This is a genomic window from Novosphingobium silvae (assembly GCF_009856825.1).
GTDB lineage: Bacteria > Pseudomonadota > Alphaproteobacteria > Sphingomonadales > Sphingomonadaceae > Novosphingobium > Novosphingobium silvae.
The window spans coordinates 16776-35179 of the sequence record NZ_WVTD01000002.1 but is presented as its reverse complement, the minus strand read 5'-3'; the positions used below and the strand labels follow the sequence as shown (position 1 = coordinate 35179).

Genomic DNA, 18404 nt, shown 5'->3' with positions numbered 1-18404 from the left:
AATTATAATTCACGAAGGCACATGTCTGGTCGCCATTTGCCTGAGGCGACTGTCAAATTCCAGCTTTCTCTTGAGAAGGCGCTGTTGCTCGGCAAAGGCCTGCTCGGAAAGCTCGCTCTCGAACCGCGCCGTGGCCTGTGCCAGTGCCGCTTCCAGCATCGGACGTTCGACCAGCAGATCGATCGCCTGTCCCAACTCCGCCGCTGCTCGATCCTCGGGTGTGTCTGCGAGCAGGAAGCCGAAATGCAAGCCCGCATACTCGGCCACTGCCGGTACTTCCATGCCACTTTCCGCCAATATGGTGGCGAGAGCATCCGTTTCAAGCGCGTCGGCGGCGCCGCAGCAATCCACCAGCAGTCCGAATCGCGGATCCAGGCCAGTGGTACGCGCCAGCGCCTCGGCGTTCCGCGCGATCATTGCCGGCCAACGGATGAGTCCCGCGATCACGGCAGCTGAAAGAGCATCGCGTGTGCCGCCTGGCGAATAGCGCGTGTTGAGGCGCGTGAGCGATTCGGGTGAGGAGGGGGCTGGCGCAGGGCGACCGTTCCATCCGCCCCGTCCACCTCGTGCGTTCGGGGCCGGTTGCCTTCCGAATGCCCTGCCTGAATCAGGCTGCCAGCGGCTTTCACGTCGTGGAAAGGCAAACCCGGAATATCGATCCTGCAACTCGCGGCGATAGAGGCTGGCAATGTCGGGGTGCTGGATCGTCTCGACGTGGGCCATGAGGCGCATCTTGAGGCCCGCCTTGTCCTCCGGCGTATCGAGCGGCACTGCATCTCGCTCCACTTCCCACAATACGTCCAGAAGGGACCTCGGCTCGGACAGGAGCGCCTCCATGGCGCGGGAACCCTTGGCCTTGACAAGGTCGTCGGGATCCATTCCTTCGGGCAGGCGGACGATCCGCAGCGAATGCGCAGGCCGCAGGAGGGGCAGGGCACGGGTGATCGCGCGCATGGCCGCCCGCTGGCCGGCTGCGTCTCCGTCGAAGCAAAGAATAGGCATTTCGACGTGACGCCAGAGCATCTCGATCTGCTGCTCGGTCAAGGCGGTGCCAAGCGGCGCCACGCATTCCGCCACTCCCGCCGCGGCGAGAGCGATGACGTCCATGTAACCCTCGACCACCACGATCCTGCCGGACTGGCGGGCCGCCGGAGCTGCGCGGTGCAGGTTGTAGAGCGTACGCCCCTTGTCGAACAGGGGAGTGTCCGGCGAATTCAGGTACTTGGGTGCATCGGTCTTGCCCTTGGCGAGAATGCGGCCGCCGAACGCTATCACCCGCCCTCGTGCATCTTCGATCGGGAGCATGAGGCGGCCGCGAAAGCGGTCGTAAGGATCGCGCTCCTCGACGGCGATGCGCAGGCCCGCCTCTACCAGCATCTCCTCCGGAAACCGGGACAAGGCTTCCTTTAGGGACTGGCGGCCTTCCGGCGCATAGCCAAAGCCGAAACGCTGGATGGTATGCGTATCGAACCCTCGCGTACCAAGGTAAGCGCGTGCGGCTTCGCCCTCTGGAGCGGAAAGGCTGGCGCGGAACCACTCCTGCGCCGCTGCCATGACATCGTGCAGGGTGTCGCGCTTCTCGGCTGCCTTGGCAGCGCGCGAATCCGGAGCAGGCACGTCGAGGCCTGCCTCGGCTGCGAGTTCCTTGACCGCATCCATGAAGGCAAGGCCTTGATGGTCGGTCATCCACCGGATCGCGTCGCCGTGGGCCCCGCACCCGAAGCAATGATAGAAGCCCTTCTCGTCGTTGACGTAGAAGCTGGGCGAGTTCTCGTTATGGAAGGGACAGCAGGCCCGGTGTTCCCGGCCGGCCTTCTGCAGGCGCACCGAGCGGCCGACCAGAGCCGAGAGCGTGGTGCGGGACCTTAGCTGGTCGAGCCATTGGGGAGTGAGCACGAGGCCTGCCGCCTTCCTGGATCAGGCCAGCGCCGCCTTCACCCAGCCACTGGCCTTGCCCATGTCGAGCTGGGTGCCATGGCGGGCTTTCAGTTCCGCGATCACCTTGCCCATGTCCTTCATGCCTGCGGCGCCAGTCTCTGCCTTGATGGACTCGATTATCGCCTTTGTTTCCTCCTCGGAGAGCTGAGTGGGCAGGAACGTTTCGATCACCTCGAGCTCGGCCTGCTCTTCGGCTGCCTTTTCGGGACGGCCGCCCTGTTCGAACAGGGTGATCGATTCGCGGCGCTGCTTCACCATCTTCTGGAGGACGTCGATCACCAGCGCATCATCGTCGGCGGGCGCCTGTGAGGTCCGCAGTTCGATGTCGCGGTCCTTGATCTTTGCGAGGATCAGGCGGACAGTGGCGAGCCGCTGCTTCTCGCCGGCCTTCATGGCGGAGATCTGAGCGGCCTTGATCGTATCGCGAAGCATTGTCTTTTGGGTATCCTGACTGAGTGGGAGTGCCCGCCTGATAGCGGACGCGTTCGGCAAAAGTAGCAGGCGGCAGGGCTTTTTGCACCCTCCCGCCTTGACGCGATGGACAACCCTCTCTAGCGGCAGCGTCTTAGCACACAACGTCAGAAAACGCCTGCAACGGAGCGACCCACCATGGCCGACGCCGCATCTTCGCTTGCGCCCAAACCTGAAGGGGCGACCGGGGTTCTCGTCCTCAGCGACGGGCACGTAGTCTGGGGCCGTGGTTTCGGCCACGTCGGCGAAGCCGTCGGCGAAGTCTGCTTCAACACCTCGATGACCGGATATCAGGAAGTCATGACCGACCCGTCCTACGCGGGTCAGATCGTCACGTTCACCTTTCCGCATGTGGGCAACGTGGGCGTGAACGAGGAAGATCTGGAATCGATCGTCGACGGCGCCGTTGGCTGCATCGTTCGCGAAGACGTGACCCTGTCCTCCAGCTTCCGCTCCGCAGGCGAGTACGGGCAGTGGCTGGCGGACAAGGGCAAGGTTGGCCTGTCCGGCGTTGACACGCGCGCGCTGACCCGCCGCATCCGCATGGCCGGCGCTCCCAACGCGGTGATCGCCCATAATCCGGACGGCAACTTCGACATCCCCGCGCTGGTCGCACGGGCAAAGGAGTGGCCCGGCCTCGTCGGCATGGATCTCGCCAAGATCGTCAGTCGCGAGATACAGGAGGGCTGGGAAGGCTCGACCTGGACGCTTGGAACCGGTTACGGCGCGGGTGAGGGCTCTACTCGTCCACACGTGGTCGCGATCGACTATGGCGCCAAGGACAATATCTTCCGCAATCTCGTCAAGGCGGGCGCGCGCGTCACCGTGGTCCCCGCCGAGACGACGCTGGAAGACATCCTTTCGCTCGAGCCCGCAGGCGTGTTCCTTTCCAACGGGCCGGGCGACCCTGCTGCGACCGGTAAGTACGCCGTTCCGGTCATCCAAGCCTTGCTAGATCGAGACATCCCGATCTTCGGCATCTGCCTTGGCCATCAGATGCTCGGCCTTGCGGCAGGTGCAACGACCAGCAAGATGCATCAGGGCCATCGCGGCGCAAACCATCCCGTCAAGCGGCTCGGCGATGGTGTGGTCGAGATCACGTCGATGAACCATGGTTTCGCTGTCGATAACACGGCCCTGCCTGACAACGTGGAGGAGACGCACGTCTCGCTGTTCGACGGCAGCAACTGCGGTATCTCGATCCGGGGCAAGCGAGCCTTCGGGGTTCAGTACCATCCTGAGGCAAGCCCAGGTCCTCAGGACAGCTTCTACCTGTTCGAAAAGTTCGTGGGCATGCTGGGATAATGACGGCCGGGTCAGGCACTCTTCGGATGGTGCTTGCACCGCTACCCGCGTCGGCGATCATTGCCGCCGTGGACAAGGGAGCTTTCGACCCGGCACACCGGTTTGCCTATGCCATGCGACACCTGACAACGAGCAAGGTGTCCGAGCAATGACCGAACTGATCGACCACATGATTGCCTACTACGTCGATGGCCCGGCCAACGACCTTAGCATTGCGACCCGCTGGTACCCTTACGGCGAACTCGCCCTCATTATCGAGGACAAGTTTTCCATCGCCACCCGCAAGTTCGGGCTCAAGGTCCGCAGCCATTCCAAGGTTGCCGGCATGACCTTCCTCGACGCCATGATCGCGCAGGGAGCGTGGGAAACCAAGGATAACGACTATGGCGGGCAGATGCACCAGTTCCAGGCCGACCGGTTCAAGGCGGCGATCCGCCAGCGGCAGGACAGCGACCCCATAATTCTCAAAGCCAGGGCCGAAGGACCAGAGTACTGGGACAAGGCGTTTGGCGAACTGGTGGCGTAAGCCGCCGCATCGACCTACAACGATCACACAGGATACCCCAGGACAGCCAATGCCCAAGCGCACCGACATCTCCTCCATCCTCGTTATCGGCGCCGGCCCGATCATCATCGGCCAGGCCTGCGAATTCGACTATTCGGGGACGCAGGCGATCAAGGCGCTGAAGGAGGAGGGCTACCGGGTCATCCTGGTGAACTCCAACCCGGCCACCATCATGACCGACCCGGACATGGCCGATGCGACTTATGTGGAGCCGATTTCGCCCGAGATCGTGGCCCGCATCATCGAGAAGGAGCGTCCCGACGCGGTGCTTCCGACGATGGGCGGGCAGACGGCGCTGAACTGCGCGCTGGCGCTGTTCAACGATGGTACACTGGAGAAGTACGGCGTTCAGATGATCGGCGCCGACGCCGACGCCATCGACAAGGCCGAGGATCGTCAGCGTTTCCGCGAAGCGATGGACAAGATTGGTTTGTCCTCGGCGCGCTCCGGCGTTGCCCATACCCTCGAGGAGGCTTTCGCAGTCCTCGAGCGGACGGGCCTTCCCTCGATTATCCGCCCCAGCTTCACCATGGGCGGCACCGGCGGCGGCATCGCCTATAACAAAGCCGAATTCGAGGCGATCGTCCGGTCCGGGCTCGATGCATCGCCGACCACCGAGGTGCTGATCGAAGAATCGCTGCTCGGCTGGAAGGAGTACGAGATGGAGGTCGTGCGCGACAAGCACGACAACTGCATCATCATCTGCTCCATCGAGAACGTCGATCCCATGGGTGTCCACACGGGCGACTCGATCACGGTGGCGCCGGCGCTGACGCTCACCGACAAGGAATACCAGATCATGCGCACAGCCTCGATCGAGGTGTTGCGCGAGATCGGTGTTGAGACCGGCGGCTCGAACGTGCAATTCGCGGTGAACCCCAAGGATGGTCGCCTCATCGTCATCGAGATGAACCCGCGCGTGTCGCGCTCCTCGGCGCTCGCCTCGAAGGCGACCGGCTTCCCGATCGCGCGCGTGGCGGCGAAGCTCGCCGTCGGGTTCACGCTCGACGAGATCATGAACGAGATCACCGGCGCTACACCGGCCGCGTTCGAGCCGACCATCGATTACGTCGTCACCAAAATCCCGCGCTTTGCCTTCGAGAAGTTCAAGGGCGCCAAGGACGATCTCACCACCGCGATGAAGTCGGTGGGCGAAGTCATGGCGATCGGGCGCAACATCAAGGAATCGATGCAAAAGGCCCTGCGCGGCTTGGAAACCGGACTCGACGGCTTCAATCGCGTGATCGCTCTGGAGGGCGCGGGGCGCGACGTCATCACTGCGGCTCTTTCCCGCGCGACGCCGGACCGCCTGCTGAACGTCGCTCAGGCTTTCCGTGAGGGTTTCACGGTCGACGAGATCAACGCCATCACGCATTACGACAAGTGGTTCCTGAGGCACATCGAGGAGATCATCGCCGAGGAGACGAACATCCTTCAGCATGGCCTGCCGATCGATGCCGAGGGCATGCGCCGTCTGAAAGCGATGGGGTTCTCGGACAAGCGGCTCGCTACCCTGGCGGTGCGTTCGGTAGGCGTTGCAGGGGGCCTCGGCGAAACTCAGGCGACGCGATCCGGCCTGCTGCACGACGCTCTGCGCGCGATGGCAGGCGCCACCAGCGAGAAGGAAGTCCGGCAGCTGCGCCGCAAGCTCGGCGTGGTGCCGGTCTTCAAGCGCATCGATAGCTGCGCGGCGGAATTCGAAGCGATCACACCTTACATGTACTCGACCTATGAGGCGCCGTTCTTCGGTGAGCCCGAGGACGAAGCCGCACCTTCTGATCGCCGCAAGGTCGTGATCCTGGGTGGCGGCCCCAACCGCATCGGCCAAGGTATCGAGTTTGACTACTGCTGTGTCCACGCCTGCTTCGCGCTTGCCGAAGCCGGCTACGAAACCATCATGGTCAACTGCAATCCCGAAACGGTTTCGACCGACTATGACACCTCCGATCGCCTCTACTTCGAGCCGCTGACGGCGGAGGACGTGCTGGAAATCCTGCGTGTCGAACAGTCCAGGGGCGAACTCGTCGGGGTGATCGTGCAGTTTGGGGGCCAGACACCGCTCAAGCTTGCCCAGGCGCTGGAGGACGAGGGCATTCCGATCCTTGGAACCTCGCCCGATGCGATCGATCTTGCCGAGGATCGCGAGCGTTTCTCGGCACTGGTCGAGAAGCTCGGTCTGCGCCAGCCTGCCAACGGCATCGCGCGCAGCCGCGACGAAGCGGTCGCGGTGGCGAACCGTATCGGCTACCCCGTCCTGATGCGTCCCAGCTATGTGCTCGGCGGCCGCGCAATGGAGATCGTCGATAGCGAGCAGCAGCTTGACGACTACATCGCGACGGCCGTTCAGGTCTCTGGCGACAGCCCGGTTCTTATCGATCAGTACCTGCGCGATGCGATCGAGTGCGACGTCGATGCGCTGTGTGACGGTGAGCAGGTTGTTGTCGCGGGTGTCATGCAGCACATCGAGGAAGCAGGCATTCACTCGGGTGACAGCGCCTGCACGCTCCCTCCTTACAGCCTGCCGGCCGACATCATCGCAGAGATGGAGCGTCAGGCCGAAGCGCTGGCGTTCGGTCTGGGCGTGCGCGGGCTCATGAACATTCAGTTCGCGGTTAAAAACGGCGAGGTCTACCTCATCGAGGTCAATCCCCGTGCCTCGCGCACCGTGCCTTTCGTCGCCAAGGCGATCGGCCAGCCGGTCGCGAAAATCGCGAGCCGGGTCATGGCGGGTGAGAAGCTGGAGAGCTTCCCGCCGTTCAAGCGGGACCTTCCCTACATGGCCGTAAAGGAGGCGGTGTTCCCGTTCGCACGCTTCCCTGGGGTCGACCCGGTGTTGAGCCCAGAGATGAAGTCGACCGGCGAAGTCATGGGCATCGACGCCGACTTCCCGACGGCTTTCGCCAAGGCCCAGCTTGGCGCTGGCATGCGTCTTCCAACCGAAGGAACCGTGTTCGTCTCTGTCAAGAACAGCGACAAGCCGATGATCCTTCCCGCAATCCGCACGCTGATCGAGCAAGGCTTCCGCGTGATCGCAACCTCGGGAACCCAGAAGTACCTTGCGGACGCAGGACTTCCGGTGGAACTGGTGAACAAGGTAGCGGAAGGCCGGCCTCACATCGTCGACCGGATCGTGGATGGCGAAGTGTCGCTGATCTTCAATACGACGGAAGGGTGGCAAAGCCTGAAAGACTCCCAGTCCATCCGCGCATCGGCGCTCACGGCCAAGGTCTCGATCTTCACGACCGCGGCTGCCAGCGTGGCTGCAAGCGAGGCCATTGCGACGATTCGCGGGAGCCAGCTTGAAGTGCGTTCGTTGCAAGACTACTATAGCTGAAATCGATCTTGCCTCCCGACATCGCTGCGGATCGGCCCTGACCCGGAACGGCATCAAAGCCAGTGGGTCGGGACAGGAGAGTAGTCTCCGGCATGGTCGATCGAGGGCGGGGGGCAACAGAAGGAATCAAATCAGAATGGCAAGTATCGAAAAGCTGCCGATGCTCGCGGAAGGCTACGAAAGGCTCACCGCGGATCTCAAGGCGCTTCGTGAGGAGCGTCCGCGTATCGTCGACGCCATCGAGGAAGCGCGTGCTCACGGTGACCTTTCGGAGAACGCCGAGTATCATGCGGCCAAGGAACGCCAGGGTCAGGTCGAAGCGACGATCGCGGATCTCGAAGACAAGATCACTCGCGCACAGATCGTGGATCCGACGACGCTTTCAGGCGACAAGATCATCTTCGGTGCAACCGTCACTCTGCTCGACGAGGACGACAGGCCGGTGAAGTACCAGATCGTGGGACCGTACGAAGCCGACGCGAAGGTCGGCCGCATCAGCTACAATTCCCCGCTGGGCAAGGCGCTGATCGGGCGCCGTATCGACGATGAAGTCGAGGTTACGGTGCCGGCTGGAGACAAGTTCTATCTCGTACAGAAAATCGAGTTCATCTGAGTCGGTTTTCGTCGGGCAACAAAAAAGGCCGGCATTGCTGCCGGCCTTTTTTGTTGTTGTGACAAAAGGGTCAATCTTCAGAAAGGCCCGGTTCAAGCAGGCGATGAAGATGAACGATCACGTACTTCATCTCGGCATCGTCAACCGTGCGCTGCGCGTTTGATTTCCAGGCTTCCTGAGCGGAAGCGAAATCAGGGTACACACCGACGAGGTCGAGTTCCTTGAGGTCGGTAAATTCAAGGCTGCGCGGGTCCTTGACCCGGCCGCCCATGACGAGGTGAAGCTTCTGCATGAGGGAGGGCGCTTTCCTGTATGGGGGAGATGCGCCCCTATAATTTTAGCCGGGTTGCGGGGCAAGTGCAGATGACCCTTGCGGTCCCGACATTATCGCAATGTTGCGAAGCGTTATCGCCGCCGCAACCTAGCGGTGCGAACGGGCCCGCTTTTTAAGGTCGCCGGCCAGATGGATGACCTTGTTCGAGCCTTCATGCGCGGTTTCACTGAGCCGGTGAGCGCGAATAGCAGCCTCTTCGCTGATACGCTGCGCGGCATCGGCCGCCACATCGGCGAACCTGCTGGTACGCTTCGCAGTAGCCTTGCCGAAAGTTCCCGCTGAGGCAAGGGCGGCAAGTCCGTACTTCTCCAGGTTGTGGATCGCCGCATCGCCGGCTTTTTCCGCCTGACGCGCGAAGATCGAGACTTGTTTGCGCGCGTCTGCACCAACATCATGCGCCTTCTCACCGGCGCGCTTGCCGAACACTGCAGTTGCAGCGCCGGCGGCCTCGGCCAGATCCACTGCCTTGTTCACAAATCGGCGGCTCTTCCGACGCGGAATAAAGGCACTCACAGCAACGCCAATTGCGATCCCTCCAGCGACCGTCAGAACTGGATGGCGCTTTACGAAGGCAATGACCTTTTCCGAAGGTCGCTCCTGCGAAGGCTTCCCTGGAAGGACGACAACGTTTGTGCCCTTGAGGTCTGCCGAGGGGACGCTGGTCGACTGTTCGGATTTCGTCACGGGACGGTTCCTTTACTTCGAGCAGGTATCAAGAACTCTCTTGATACCTGCAATGATGGGGTTTCTCACCATCCAAAGCACCAGTGCAGCCAAGGTTCCGCCTACGGCGGCAGGGTGCTCTTCTACGACGGCGACTGCTTCATCGAAGATAAGCTTGGCCTGCTCGGTGGCTTCATCGGCAATGCGACCGCCAAGCCCCCGCTCAGCCATATCAGCCCGGAAGGCTTTGTAGTGTCCATCGAACTGCGCACGCGCTGCTTCTTTCGCAGTGCGATCCGCCATGACCTGGGCAGCAAGCCTGTTCATCCGCCCGGTTCCCCTCAATTCTTGTCTGAATTGCTCACGATCTTCATCATGCGCGAAAGCCGGCCCATAGCGGTGAAAGCACATAGACCAGCGGCGATCAGCAATACTACTGTTACCGCAGCCATTGCTCCCCAGAGACCAAGTATTGGCCCAAGAGCAATAACAACCCCCACGACCAAGGCCATCACAGCAAAGAACGCGATGACAAGCGCAATCACGAAAAGCAGCGTGATTGTCTTGGTTTCCGCGCCAACATAGGCCGCACGTGACTTCTGGAAAGCTAGTTCCGTCCGAGCGACAGCCTTAGCCTCGTCCGCAAGCTGCCGCAGGTCCTGTGCCAAGGAAAGATCCGAGAACTCTCCCTGGTCAGGCTCCAATCTGGTGTCCAGTTCGTGCATCGAAAGTGTCGCGTGAGGGCCGAGAGCCCTCACTTGCCCTTGAATATGCGAGCGAGAACGTAGCCTACGCCTACAGCGATGCCGACTGCCACGCCCGGGCTGTTCCGCACGAATTCACGTGCGTCGTCCCCGAGCTCCTCAAGCGACTTTTCATCGATCCGAGCGGCAGTTTCGCTCAGGGATTTTGAAGCGGAACGTGCGTAATCACCGTATTTCACGCCGACTTTTTCGTCGATCAGCGTGGCGTTGTCGTCGATCAGCTTGGAAACTCCGACGATAGCCTGGCTCGCCTTGGCCTTGCCCTCAACCGCATATTCACCCGCGCGTGTCCGGGCGTCGGCTGCGAAGGTGTTGGCCTTGTCCTTGGCCTCGCCGGACCGGACCTTCGCCTCGTTCGTCCATTCGCCCTTCGCCTGGTTCAGCTTGTCCTTGTATTCGTCCGCCAGCGCCTGCGCACCGGCCTTCGCCTCTTCGACAGCCTTCGCGAAGTGGTTCTTGGCGCTTTCCGTGCCGGTTTCGGCGGAGATGGTGGGATCGACCATGATGGTATTCCTTCCTTTTCTACCCTTGGCGCGGGCCTCTGTTCTATAGGTGATATGTAGACAGAGTAACACAATTTGCGCGTCGATATTGCTGCAACGCAACTTGCCACGCGAAGTTCCCCTGCTAAGACCGCCGCAAACGGCGCGGCCGTCGCGCCTTTGTGAGGAGAACCGCCACTATGACCGCGATCATCGACATTCACGGCCGGGAAATTCTCGATAGCCGCGGCAACCCCACGGTCGAGGTGGACGTGCTGCTCGAGGATGGCAGTTTCGGTCGTGCCGCAGTGCCCTCGGGCGCCTCGACCGGGGCTCATGAAGCAGTGGAATTGCGCGACGGCGACAAGAGCCGTTACCTTGGCAAGGGCGTGCTGAAAGCCGTGGACGCGGTGAACGGTGAAATCGCGGAGGCACTCGTCGGTCTCGATGCAGAGGACCAGCGCGACCTCGATCTTGCCATGATCGAACTGGACGGCACCGATAACAAGGCGCGTCTTGGCGCCAATGCCATCCTTGGCACCAGCCTCGCCGCCGCGAAGGCAGCCGCCAATGCCCGTGGTTTGCCGCTCTACTCCTACGTCGGCGGCGTTTCCGCTCACATTTTGCCGGTGCCGATGATGAACATCATCAACGGTGGTGAGCATGCGGACAATCCGATCGACTTCCAGGAATTCATGATCATGCCGGTTGGAGCGGACTCGCTGGCAGAGGCGGTCCGCTGGGGAGCGGAGATCTTCCATACCCTCAAGAAGGGTCTGCATGAGAAGGGCCTTGCCACCGCCGTCGGTGACGAGGGTGGGTTTGCGCCCAACCTCGCGAGCACGCGGGATGCGCTAGACTTCGTCATGGCCTCGATCGAAAAGGCGGGTTTCAAGCCGGGGACTGACATCAAGCTCGCGCTGGACTGCGCTTCGACCGAGTTCTTCAGGAACGGCAAGTACGAGATCAGCGGTGAGGGCCTGAGCCTTTCTCCAGTGGCGTTCGCCGACTACCTGGCTGATCTTTGCGATGCCTATCCGATCGTCTCGATCGAGGATGGAATGAGCGAAGATGACTTCGAGGGCTGGAAGGCTCTGACGGACAAGATCGGCGACAAGGTGCAACTTGTGGGTGACGATCTTTTCGTTACCAACCCCAAGCGACTGACGATGGGCATCGAGAAGGGACTGGCAAACTCGCTGCTGGTGAAGGTCAATCAGATCGGCACGCTGACCGAGACGCTTGAAGCGGTGTCGATCGCCAATCGCAACGGTTACACTGCGGTGATGTCGCATCGGTCCGGCGAAACCGAGGACGCCACCATTGCAGATCTGGCGGTTGCGACCAACTGCGGTCAGATCAAGACCGGTTCACTGGCGCGATCGGACCGGCTCGCCAAGTACAACCAGCTCATTCGTATCGAGGAAGAGCTTGGCAAGGCCGCGCGCTATGCAGGTTTGAGCGCATTCGGCCGCCTCGGCGTCTGATCATCTCGCATGTGACCGTGCCGGGGCAGGGCACGGTCACTCCCTTCGCAAACCCTCTCGCTTCCCCTGGAGAAAAACGCCGTTATCTCGGCGACCCATCCTTTTGGGTGTCGTCCAACCGCACGATGGAACGGGACGCAGAAGCGAAGTATTCCAGCATTGCGGCATAGCCGCGGGCGCTCAGCTTGACATAGACACGGCGAGCATCGCCGGGATCCGCCTCGCGCACGAGAAGGCCCTGCTTTTCAAGGATCGCGATCCATCGCAATGCGGTGGTGGAAGGGACGGCAGAACCGATGCATGCGCTTGTCACGGACACGCGCCGGCGTTCCTTCGCGGCGATGAAAAGGTCTAGCAGGATGTCCCAGGCGGGTTCGCCGAACAGGTCTTCCGAACGGAAGATCTTGTTCCGCCGCCGCCGGTCATCATAGTTCTGACGGGCTAGTTCCACCCAGATCGGGTGGTCCTGACCAGCGGTCGTGACCCTGCTGCCATCAGGTGCCGAGGAGCTTCGGCCGGGCATCGTGTCCAGCACGGTCGAGGTGCTTTCCCCGATCTCCAGTTCGCGGGCCATTGCCAGCAATTCGTTCGCGATTCCGATAAGCCGAATGGCTTTGGCGCGGTTTCGCATCAACTGGTCCGTGTTCTCCATCGAATCTCGTCACCAGTTTGAAATCGCGATGTCACCTTTTGTAAGTGCCAGTCGCGCTTTGATTGCCCCAATGTCGCGAGAAATCCTTACGTTCGCACTGCTCACTTCTGAAAGTACGCACATACTTGCTTCGTCCGCCACGGATGCAACATAGGCAGTCATCCGCAGCGGCGTCTTGCGTAGTCTAATCCGTTTCGGAGGCTTCACACGGAAGATCAAACTGCTGACGCAGGGCGTCGATGGCGGCCTGAACATGCGCCGCCGCAATCAAGGCGCCGATCTTTTCCAAATCGGCGATCCGTACCTGCAGGTCCGACGCAATATCCTGCGCCACTTGATTAGTGTTCACCCAAGTATTCTCCATCGGTGAGGGTTCTATCCCTCGCCGGCCCGGTGAAACCAGGCCATGTTTGGCGACCCCGCCGCTTCGCGGCGTTGACTTGTTTCAAAAGACGCCTCCATTTCAGATCAAAACCGAAGGCGTCAGGGGTCGAGTACACGATGGAAAGCAGTTGGGAACCAAAGATTCGCAGGGTGTCCCACTTGTGATCATCCCGCGACCAATCCTTTGCGTCGCTGCAAGTTAAAAATTGTGAATGATCAGGGGTACATGGCCTCTCATAGTACTTTGGGGGCGTATAAGTACTTATCTTATGATGCGGCTCATCGCGTTCGCGAGCGGGGCATGACAAGGTAATCCGGAGGGTATCGCGAGGCTCCTCCGGACGACTGTGGGCGTCGACGTGAGGAAAGGCTGCAGCGCGCTCAGCATTCGCCGAGAGTGCTGCTCGACCTTTTGTGGTGAGCACGGCTGCCACGTTGCTGGTGCGCGGACTAGGCGGGCGTGATCATGAAACCGCGCACGACTTAGAAAGCTTTGTTTGAGGAGCGCCCTGGCTGACCCGTCGCCTTCCAGACGAGGAAGGCTGACGGAGGCGGAGACCGACCTCGTCAGCCTCCAAACCTATCCTTCAGGTCATGAAGGGCGATGGCAGCTCTTGCTGCTTCTCCACCCTTGTCCTTCTGGGCGGGATCGGCGCGGACCAGCGCCTGATCGTCGTTCTCGACGGTGAGAATGCCATTGCCGATCGGAATGCCGTCCATTGTCAGCGCCATGATCCCGCGAGCGGATTCGCCGGCAACGATCTCGAAGTGATAAGTCTCCCCCCTGATCACCACCCCGATGGCGACGTAGCCGTCGTAGTCCCCGGTGGCATCGGCAAGGGAGATGGCGGCCGGGATCTCCAGCGCGCCGGGTACCGTGACGACTTCGGCCTTGTGGCCCGCTGCCTTCAGTGCGGCCTTGGCGCCGGCGATCAAATGGTCGTTCAGATGGTCGTAGAAGCGTGCTTCGACGATGAGAAAGCGGCCCATGTCAGTTCGATCCTTCGGAAATGCCGGCGATGGGTCGTTCGCCGACGATATTGAGCCCGTAGCCTTCGAGTGCGACGAGTGAATGATGCGTGTTGGTCAGCAGGACCATGTCATGGACGCCGAGTTCCGCTAGGATCTGCGCGCCAACGCCGTAGTCTCGCAGTTCCTCCAAATCCGGGTTGTCGCCATCGCGCACCTGCTGCTTTATGTCCATCAGGCGGGACATGGGCTTATCCATTGGTCTGTTGATGACCACGATGACCCCCGATCCTTCCTCCGCGATCATGCTCATTGAGCGTTGAAGAAGGTCGGTTCGCCCGCCCGTGTCTTCACCGAACACGTCGGCAAAGATGGATAGAGTGTGCATGCGCACCAGCGTCGGCTTGGCCGGATCAATCCGCCCTTTCACCAGCGCGACCGTCTCGTCGCCCGTTGCTTTGTTGAAATACGACCGGGCCACCCAATCCCCGCCGTTGCGTGAATGGAAGGCGAGTTCGTTGCGCTTTTCGATCAGGCGGTCGTGGCGACGGCGGTAAGCGATGAGATCGCGGATCGTCCCGATCTTGAGATCATGGAGCCGGGCGAAGCCGATAAGGTCGTCCATGCGTGCCATGGTGCCGTCATCGCGCATGATCTCGCAGATGACGCCCGATGGGTTAAGCCCGGCAAGGCGCGAGATGTCCACCGCCGCTTCGGTGTGACCCGCGCGTACGAGTACGCCGCCTTCCCGTGCACGGAGTGGAAAGACGTGGCCTGGCGTCACGATGTCGCCCTTGCCTTTCGTGCCGTCGATCGCGACCGAGATGGTGCGCGCGCGGTCGCCCGCGGAAATACCGGTCGTGACACCCTCACGCGCCTCAATCGAAACGGTGAAAGCGGTCTCGTGGCGAGTTCCATTGTGGCGGCTCATGAGGTCCAGGCCGAGTTCGTCGATCCGGCCGCTGGTCAGCGCCAGGCAAATGAGGCCGCGCCCGTGCGTCGCCATGAAGTTGACCACGCTTGGCGTTGCCATCTGCGCCGGAATGATGAGGTCGCCCTCATTCTCGCGGTCCTCATCATCGACAAGGATGAACATGCGGCCGTTGCGCGCCTCTTCGATGATCTCCTCGATAGGAACAAGGACTTCGCGGTCGTCATTCGCAAACAACACCCGTTCCAGCTTGCCCAGGGTCTCAGCGGTAGGATTCCAGTCCGTCTCGGTACAATCGCGAAGGGTATTGGCATGAAGGCCCGCGGCCCGGGCGAGGCCAGCCTTGCTCATCCCGCCCTCGGTTACGAGCCTGCGTACCTTTTCAATCAGATCACTTGCCACCAGGGCTCCAATCTCACATTTCAATGTGACGTTCGTATTAGTGGATCACATTGAAATCAAGGCTTGCTGAAACTGGGTGTGCGTTTTTCCAAGAACGCCGCGATGGCTTCCTGATGATCTTCCATCGCGTGCGCCGCTGCCTGCATGGCCGCCGCCATCTCCAGGAGGGTTGCAAGGTCTGCACGACGTCCCTCCCAGAGAAGTCGCTTTGTCATTCGAACCGCATGGGTGGGATTAGCCGCGATGCGACCGGCAAGGACTTGGGCCTGATCCAGTAGTTCACTGTCCGCTACGACCTTGCTCACCAGGCCGCAAGAAAGAGCATCGGCAGCATCAATCGGATCGCCGGTCAGCGCCATTTCTGCCGCCTTGGACCAGCCTACGACACGAGGTAGGAGCCAGGAGCCACCATCTCCCGCAATTAGCCCGAGCTTCACGAAACTCTCCGCGAATTTAGCAGTCTCGCTGGCAAGTCGAAGATCGCACATGCATGCCAGATCGCAGCCAGCACCAATCGCCGGACCATTGACGGCAGCAATTATGGGCACTTCAAGCGCAGCGAAGGCGAGGGGAAGGCGTTGGATACCGTGCTTGTATGCCAGTCGGGTGGTGACAGGGCTGCCGGTGTTGAGACTTCCCCCCGGCTTCATCTGATGGATGTTGCCGCCCGAGGAAAAGGTCTTTCCGGCGCCCGTCAGTATTCCCACCCGCGCTGTGGCATCGGACTCCAACCGGGCGAGGGCGGCGCAGAGCGCGTCGACCATCTCGGGGTCCGAGATGGGATTGCGGACATCGGGACGGTTCAGTGTGAGAAGAACGATACCTTCATCGTCTGCCTCGTAGAGTACAGGTTCTTCCATGTCGTCGGCTCCCGTGGCTCGTTCCGGACAACAGATAGGTGTGCAGGCGAGGACAGCACAATCCGGTTCTGCTCCTGAGCGCGCCGGGAACGCGCTCCGCCGGATCGGATGTGCGTCCCGGCGGGATCGAGTTTACCGGCCGGACGGGCTCCGGTCAGCTTGCACCGGGCTTCAGTCAGGCTTGCTGTTTCGGCGCGCTCATCATGCGCGAGATGTCCACCTGACCCGTCGCGAGGCCGCCCATGAACCCGCCGTCCACGGGAAGAACCACGCCGTTGACCACCCCGGCCAGGTCGGAGTTGATCAGCACCAGCGGTCCAGCCTGCTCTTGGGCGGTGGTGTAGCGTCCGAGCGGCTCTGCCGCCGCGTCGACGACATCCTTGCCGGACGTCGCATGAAACGTTGCCATCATCGGCGTCTGCGTGGGAGAGGGTAGCGAGCAGTTGATGCGAATGCCTTCCTTGATGAGGCGAGCGCCCATGAACTGCGTCCAGACGATCACGGCCTCCTTCGAGAAGGCGTAACCCTCGGCGACGTGGTCCGGGTTTGCCTCGGCCCACTCCAGCCCCGCCTGGAAGCCTTGAGTCGCGAGTAGCTGCATGTGGATCGGGATCCGCCGGCTCCAACCAAGTCCGCCGGTGGAGGCGATCGACACGATGGCGCCCTTGCTGCCCATGAGCGGGATGATTTGCTCGGTCAGGTGGCGCGTGCCGAGGAAGTTCACCTTCATTGTATCCATGGGCAGAAACCCACCGCCTCCGGGAAGTCCTGCGCAGTTGAACAGTGCGTCGACTTTGCCACCGACGCCGGCCACCGCAGCCTCGATAGTGGCGGGATCACGCAGGTCGATCTGCGTGAAAGTGGACATCGGCACGGTGCTTTCCTTGGAATCAAAGCCGTGCACTTCCGCACCAAGCGACACCAAGAGCCGGGCTGTTGCCTCGCCCATGCCCGAGAAGCAGCCGCTGACGATAACCCGCTTGCCCTGGTAGCCGAGAACATCACTCATCTTGCTAATCCTCCTCCTCGCAGCCGCCATTGACGGCTCGGCCGATCTCAGGGTCAGTTGCTAGGCTCTCTGGGTGCGTCGTATCAATCGGGGGAAAGGCTGATCGCTGACACGATTTGAGGGCTCAACTCGCTGGAAGCGGCAGCCGCTTTCTTTCACTGCCCAGGGGTGAGCGTCCCGTCTGCCTTCTGACGCTCCTTTTCGGCGCGGCGGCGCTTGTGTTTATCCAGCTGGTCGACCGAGGGGATATGGTCGTCGATGACATCAGCCAGCACCGCGCCGCGCTGCCCCGCAGGGCGGGACGGACCAACGGTCGTGTCGCAGAAGGTCTGACGCTCGATCTCGGCGTTGACAAGAGCGCCCAGGAGTACGCCGTACGCCGACAGAAACAGCCACATGAGGAAAACCACGATGGCTGAGAGCGAGCCGTATGTGGCGCTGTAGTTGCTGATGTAAGCCACATAGAGAGAAAAGCCGAACGACACCGCCAGCCACAGGAGCGTCGCAAGGAGAGCCCCCGGCGCAAGCCAGCGCCACTTCGCGGGCCTGCGATCCGGGCCATACCGCATGATCAGCGCGAAACCGGCGCTGCCGAGTGCGATGGCGAAGGTCCACGTAAGCAGCTTGAACAGGAACTGCGTTGCGCCACCCAGGTAGACGGAAGTCTGCGTCTGCAGCCATGCGAAGACACCGCCCGACAGGACACCTGTCAGCACGAGCAGGATGGCTGCAAGGGTAAGCCCTCCGGTCCGAAGGGTCGTCGCCACCATGCTGCGTGTCTCGCGCTCCTCGTTTATGATGTTGAGCGCGCTCATCATCCCGCCGGCAGCGCGCATCGCGCCGTAGACCGCGAAGAAAAGCGCGATCACCAGCGCCACTCCGGTCACGCCGGCATTGGTGGAGATAATGTTGATCAACTGCTCTTCGAGAAGCCGTGCGACATCGGCCGGGACCACATCAACGACCGCGGCGATCTGCTTGCGCACCATCGCGACGTCCGCGACAAGGCCGTAGACCATCACGGTTGCCGCAATCAGCGGCGTTATGGCGAGAAAAGTATAGAAGGCCAGCCCCGCCGATAGCAGGCCAAGCTCGTGAAAGCCGATCATGACCCACACCCGCTTCAAGACCCGGGCCCAGGCAGCGCGCGGCATCTTCAGAGGACTGCTCGCATCCGAGCCGGGGGTTTTGGCCGGCTTCGGAGAAGAAGCACCATCCTGTTCATTCTCGGCTGAATTCAC

Annotated in this window: 19 protein-coding genes; 5 read left to right on the top strand and 14 right to left on the bottom strand. The window is 61.5% G+C overall.

Annotated elements, in window-relative coordinates; all coding sequences use genetic code 11:
• Positions 1-9: 9 nt before the first annotated feature.
• Positions 10-1896, bottom strand: coding sequence for a DNA primase (gene dnaG / locus GR702_RS03040; protein ID WP_160984503.1), 1887 nt, complete (start codon positions 1894-1896; stop codon positions 10-12).
• Positions 1897-1917: 21 nt separating this feature from the next.
• The gene (locus GR702_RS03035) at positions 1918-2370 is read right to left on the bottom strand and encodes a GatB/YqeY domain-containing protein (protein ID WP_160984502.1); all 453 of its coding nucleotides are present in this window, start codon (positions 2368-2370) and stop codon (positions 1918-1920) included.
• A gap of 177 nt (positions 2371-2547) precedes the next feature.
• On the opposite strand from GR702_RS03035, the gene carA reads away from it, so the two are divergent.
• The 4 genes from carA to greA all read left to right on the top strand — a co-directional run bounded on the left by carA (position 2548) and on the right by greA (position 8226).
• The gene (gene carA / locus GR702_RS03030; RefSeq protein ID WP_160984501.1) at positions 2548-3714 is read left to right on the top strand and encodes a glutamine-hydrolyzing carbamoyl-phosphate synthase small subunit; all 1167 of its coding nucleotides are present in this window, start codon (positions 2548-2550) and stop codon (positions 3712-3714) included.
• Between the two features lie 148 nt (positions 3715-3862).
• A complete protein-coding gene (locus GR702_RS03025) occupies positions 3863-4240 on the top strand; it encodes a hypothetical protein (protein WP_160984500.1) in 378 nt (125 codons plus the stop codon).
• A gap of 49 nt (positions 4241-4289) precedes the next feature.
• Positions 4290-7613, top strand: coding sequence for a carbamoyl-phosphate synthase large subunit (carB, locus tag GR702_RS03020; protein WP_160984499.1), 3324 nt, complete (start codon positions 4290-4292; stop codon positions 7611-7613).
• Between the two features lie 136 nt (positions 7614-7749).
• Positions 7750-8226 (top strand): transcription elongation factor GreA, encoded by a 477-nt coding sequence (gene greA / locus GR702_RS03015; protein ID WP_160984498.1) that lies wholly within the window; start codon positions 7750-7752, stop codon positions 8224-8226.
• A gap of 70 nt (positions 8227-8296) precedes the next feature.
• Here the strand turns inward: greA and GR702_RS03010 are convergent, their stop codons facing one another.
• The 5 genes from GR702_RS03010 to GR702_RS02990 form a co-directional block, all read right to left on the bottom strand.
• Entirely contained in the window at positions 8297-8518 is a 222-nt protein-coding gene (locus GR702_RS03010) for a DUF4170 domain-containing protein (RefSeq protein WP_160984497.1), read from the bottom strand.
• 129 nt (positions 8519-8647) lie between these two features.
• Positions 8648-9244 (bottom strand): hypothetical protein, encoded by a 597-nt coding sequence (locus tag GR702_RS03005; protein ID WP_160984496.1) that lies wholly within the window; start codon positions 9242-9244, stop codon positions 8648-8650.
• A 12-nt stretch (positions 9245-9256) separates the two neighbouring features.
• On the bottom strand, positions 9257-9550 hold the full coding sequence (locus tag GR702_RS03000; protein ID WP_160984495.1) for a hypothetical protein: 294 nt from the start codon (positions 9548-9550) through the stop codon (positions 9257-9259).
• 14 nt (positions 9551-9564) lie between these two features.
• The gene (locus GR702_RS02995; RefSeq protein ID WP_160984494.1) at positions 9565-9948 is read right to left on the bottom strand and encodes a phage holin family protein; all 384 of its coding nucleotides are present in this window, start codon (positions 9946-9948) and stop codon (positions 9565-9567) included.
• A 29-nt stretch (positions 9949-9977) separates the two neighbouring features.
• Complete coding sequence (locus tag GR702_RS02990) at positions 9978-10490, bottom strand: hypothetical protein (protein ID WP_160984493.1); 513 nt, start codon at positions 10488-10490, stop codon at positions 9978-9980.
• 179 nt (positions 10491-10669) lie between these two features.
• On the opposite strand from GR702_RS02990, the gene eno reads away from it, so the two are divergent.
• On the top strand, positions 10670-11956 hold the full coding sequence (eno, locus tag GR702_RS02985; RefSeq protein WP_160984492.1) for a phosphopyruvate hydratase: 1287 nt from the start codon (positions 10670-10672) through the stop codon (positions 11954-11956).
• Between the two features lie 82 nt (positions 11957-12038).
• On the opposite strand, the gene GR702_RS02980 is transcribed toward eno, so the two are convergent.
• The 7 genes from GR702_RS02980 to GR702_RS02950 all read right to left on the bottom strand — a co-directional run bounded on the left by GR702_RS02980 (position 12039) and on the right by GR702_RS02950 (position 18404).
• Positions 12039-12608, bottom strand: a complete 570-nt coding sequence (locus GR702_RS02980) for a helix-turn-helix domain-containing protein (RefSeq protein WP_160984491.1) — start codon at positions 12606-12608, stop codon at positions 12039-12041.
• A gap of 184 nt (positions 12609-12792) precedes the next feature.
• Positions 12793-12957 (bottom strand): hypothetical protein, encoded by a 165-nt coding sequence (locus tag GR702_RS02975; protein WP_337192512.1) that lies wholly within the window; start codon positions 12955-12957, stop codon positions 12793-12795.
• Positions 12958-13559: 602 nt separating this feature from the next.
• Positions 13560-13982, bottom strand: a complete 423-nt coding sequence (gene ribH / locus GR702_RS02970; RefSeq protein ID WP_160984489.1) for a 6,7-dimethyl-8-ribityllumazine synthase — start codon at positions 13980-13982, stop codon at positions 13560-13562.
• Between the two features lies 1 nt (position 13983).
• Positions 13984-15294: a 3,4-dihydroxy-2-butanone-4-phosphate synthase gene (ribB, locus tag GR702_RS02965; RefSeq protein WP_160984488.1), complete on the bottom strand. Its 1311-nt coding sequence runs from the start codon at positions 15292-15294 to the stop codon at positions 13984-13986.
• A 56-nt stretch (positions 15295-15350) separates the two neighbouring features.
• Positions 15351-16154, bottom strand: a complete 804-nt coding sequence (locus GR702_RS02960) for a crotonase/enoyl-CoA hydratase family protein (RefSeq protein WP_160984487.1) — start codon at positions 16152-16154, stop codon at positions 15351-15353.
• A 175-nt stretch (positions 16155-16329) separates the two neighbouring features.
• Positions 16330-17163: a coniferyl-alcohol dehydrogenase gene (locus GR702_RS02955; protein ID WP_160984486.1), complete on the bottom strand. Its 834-nt coding sequence runs from the start codon at positions 17161-17163 to the stop codon at positions 16330-16332.
• A 155-nt stretch (positions 17164-17318) separates the two neighbouring features.
• Positions 17319-18404, bottom strand: coding sequence for a YihY/virulence factor BrkB family protein (locus tag GR702_RS02950; RefSeq protein ID WP_337192511.1), 1086 nt, complete (start codon positions 18402-18404; stop codon positions 17319-17321).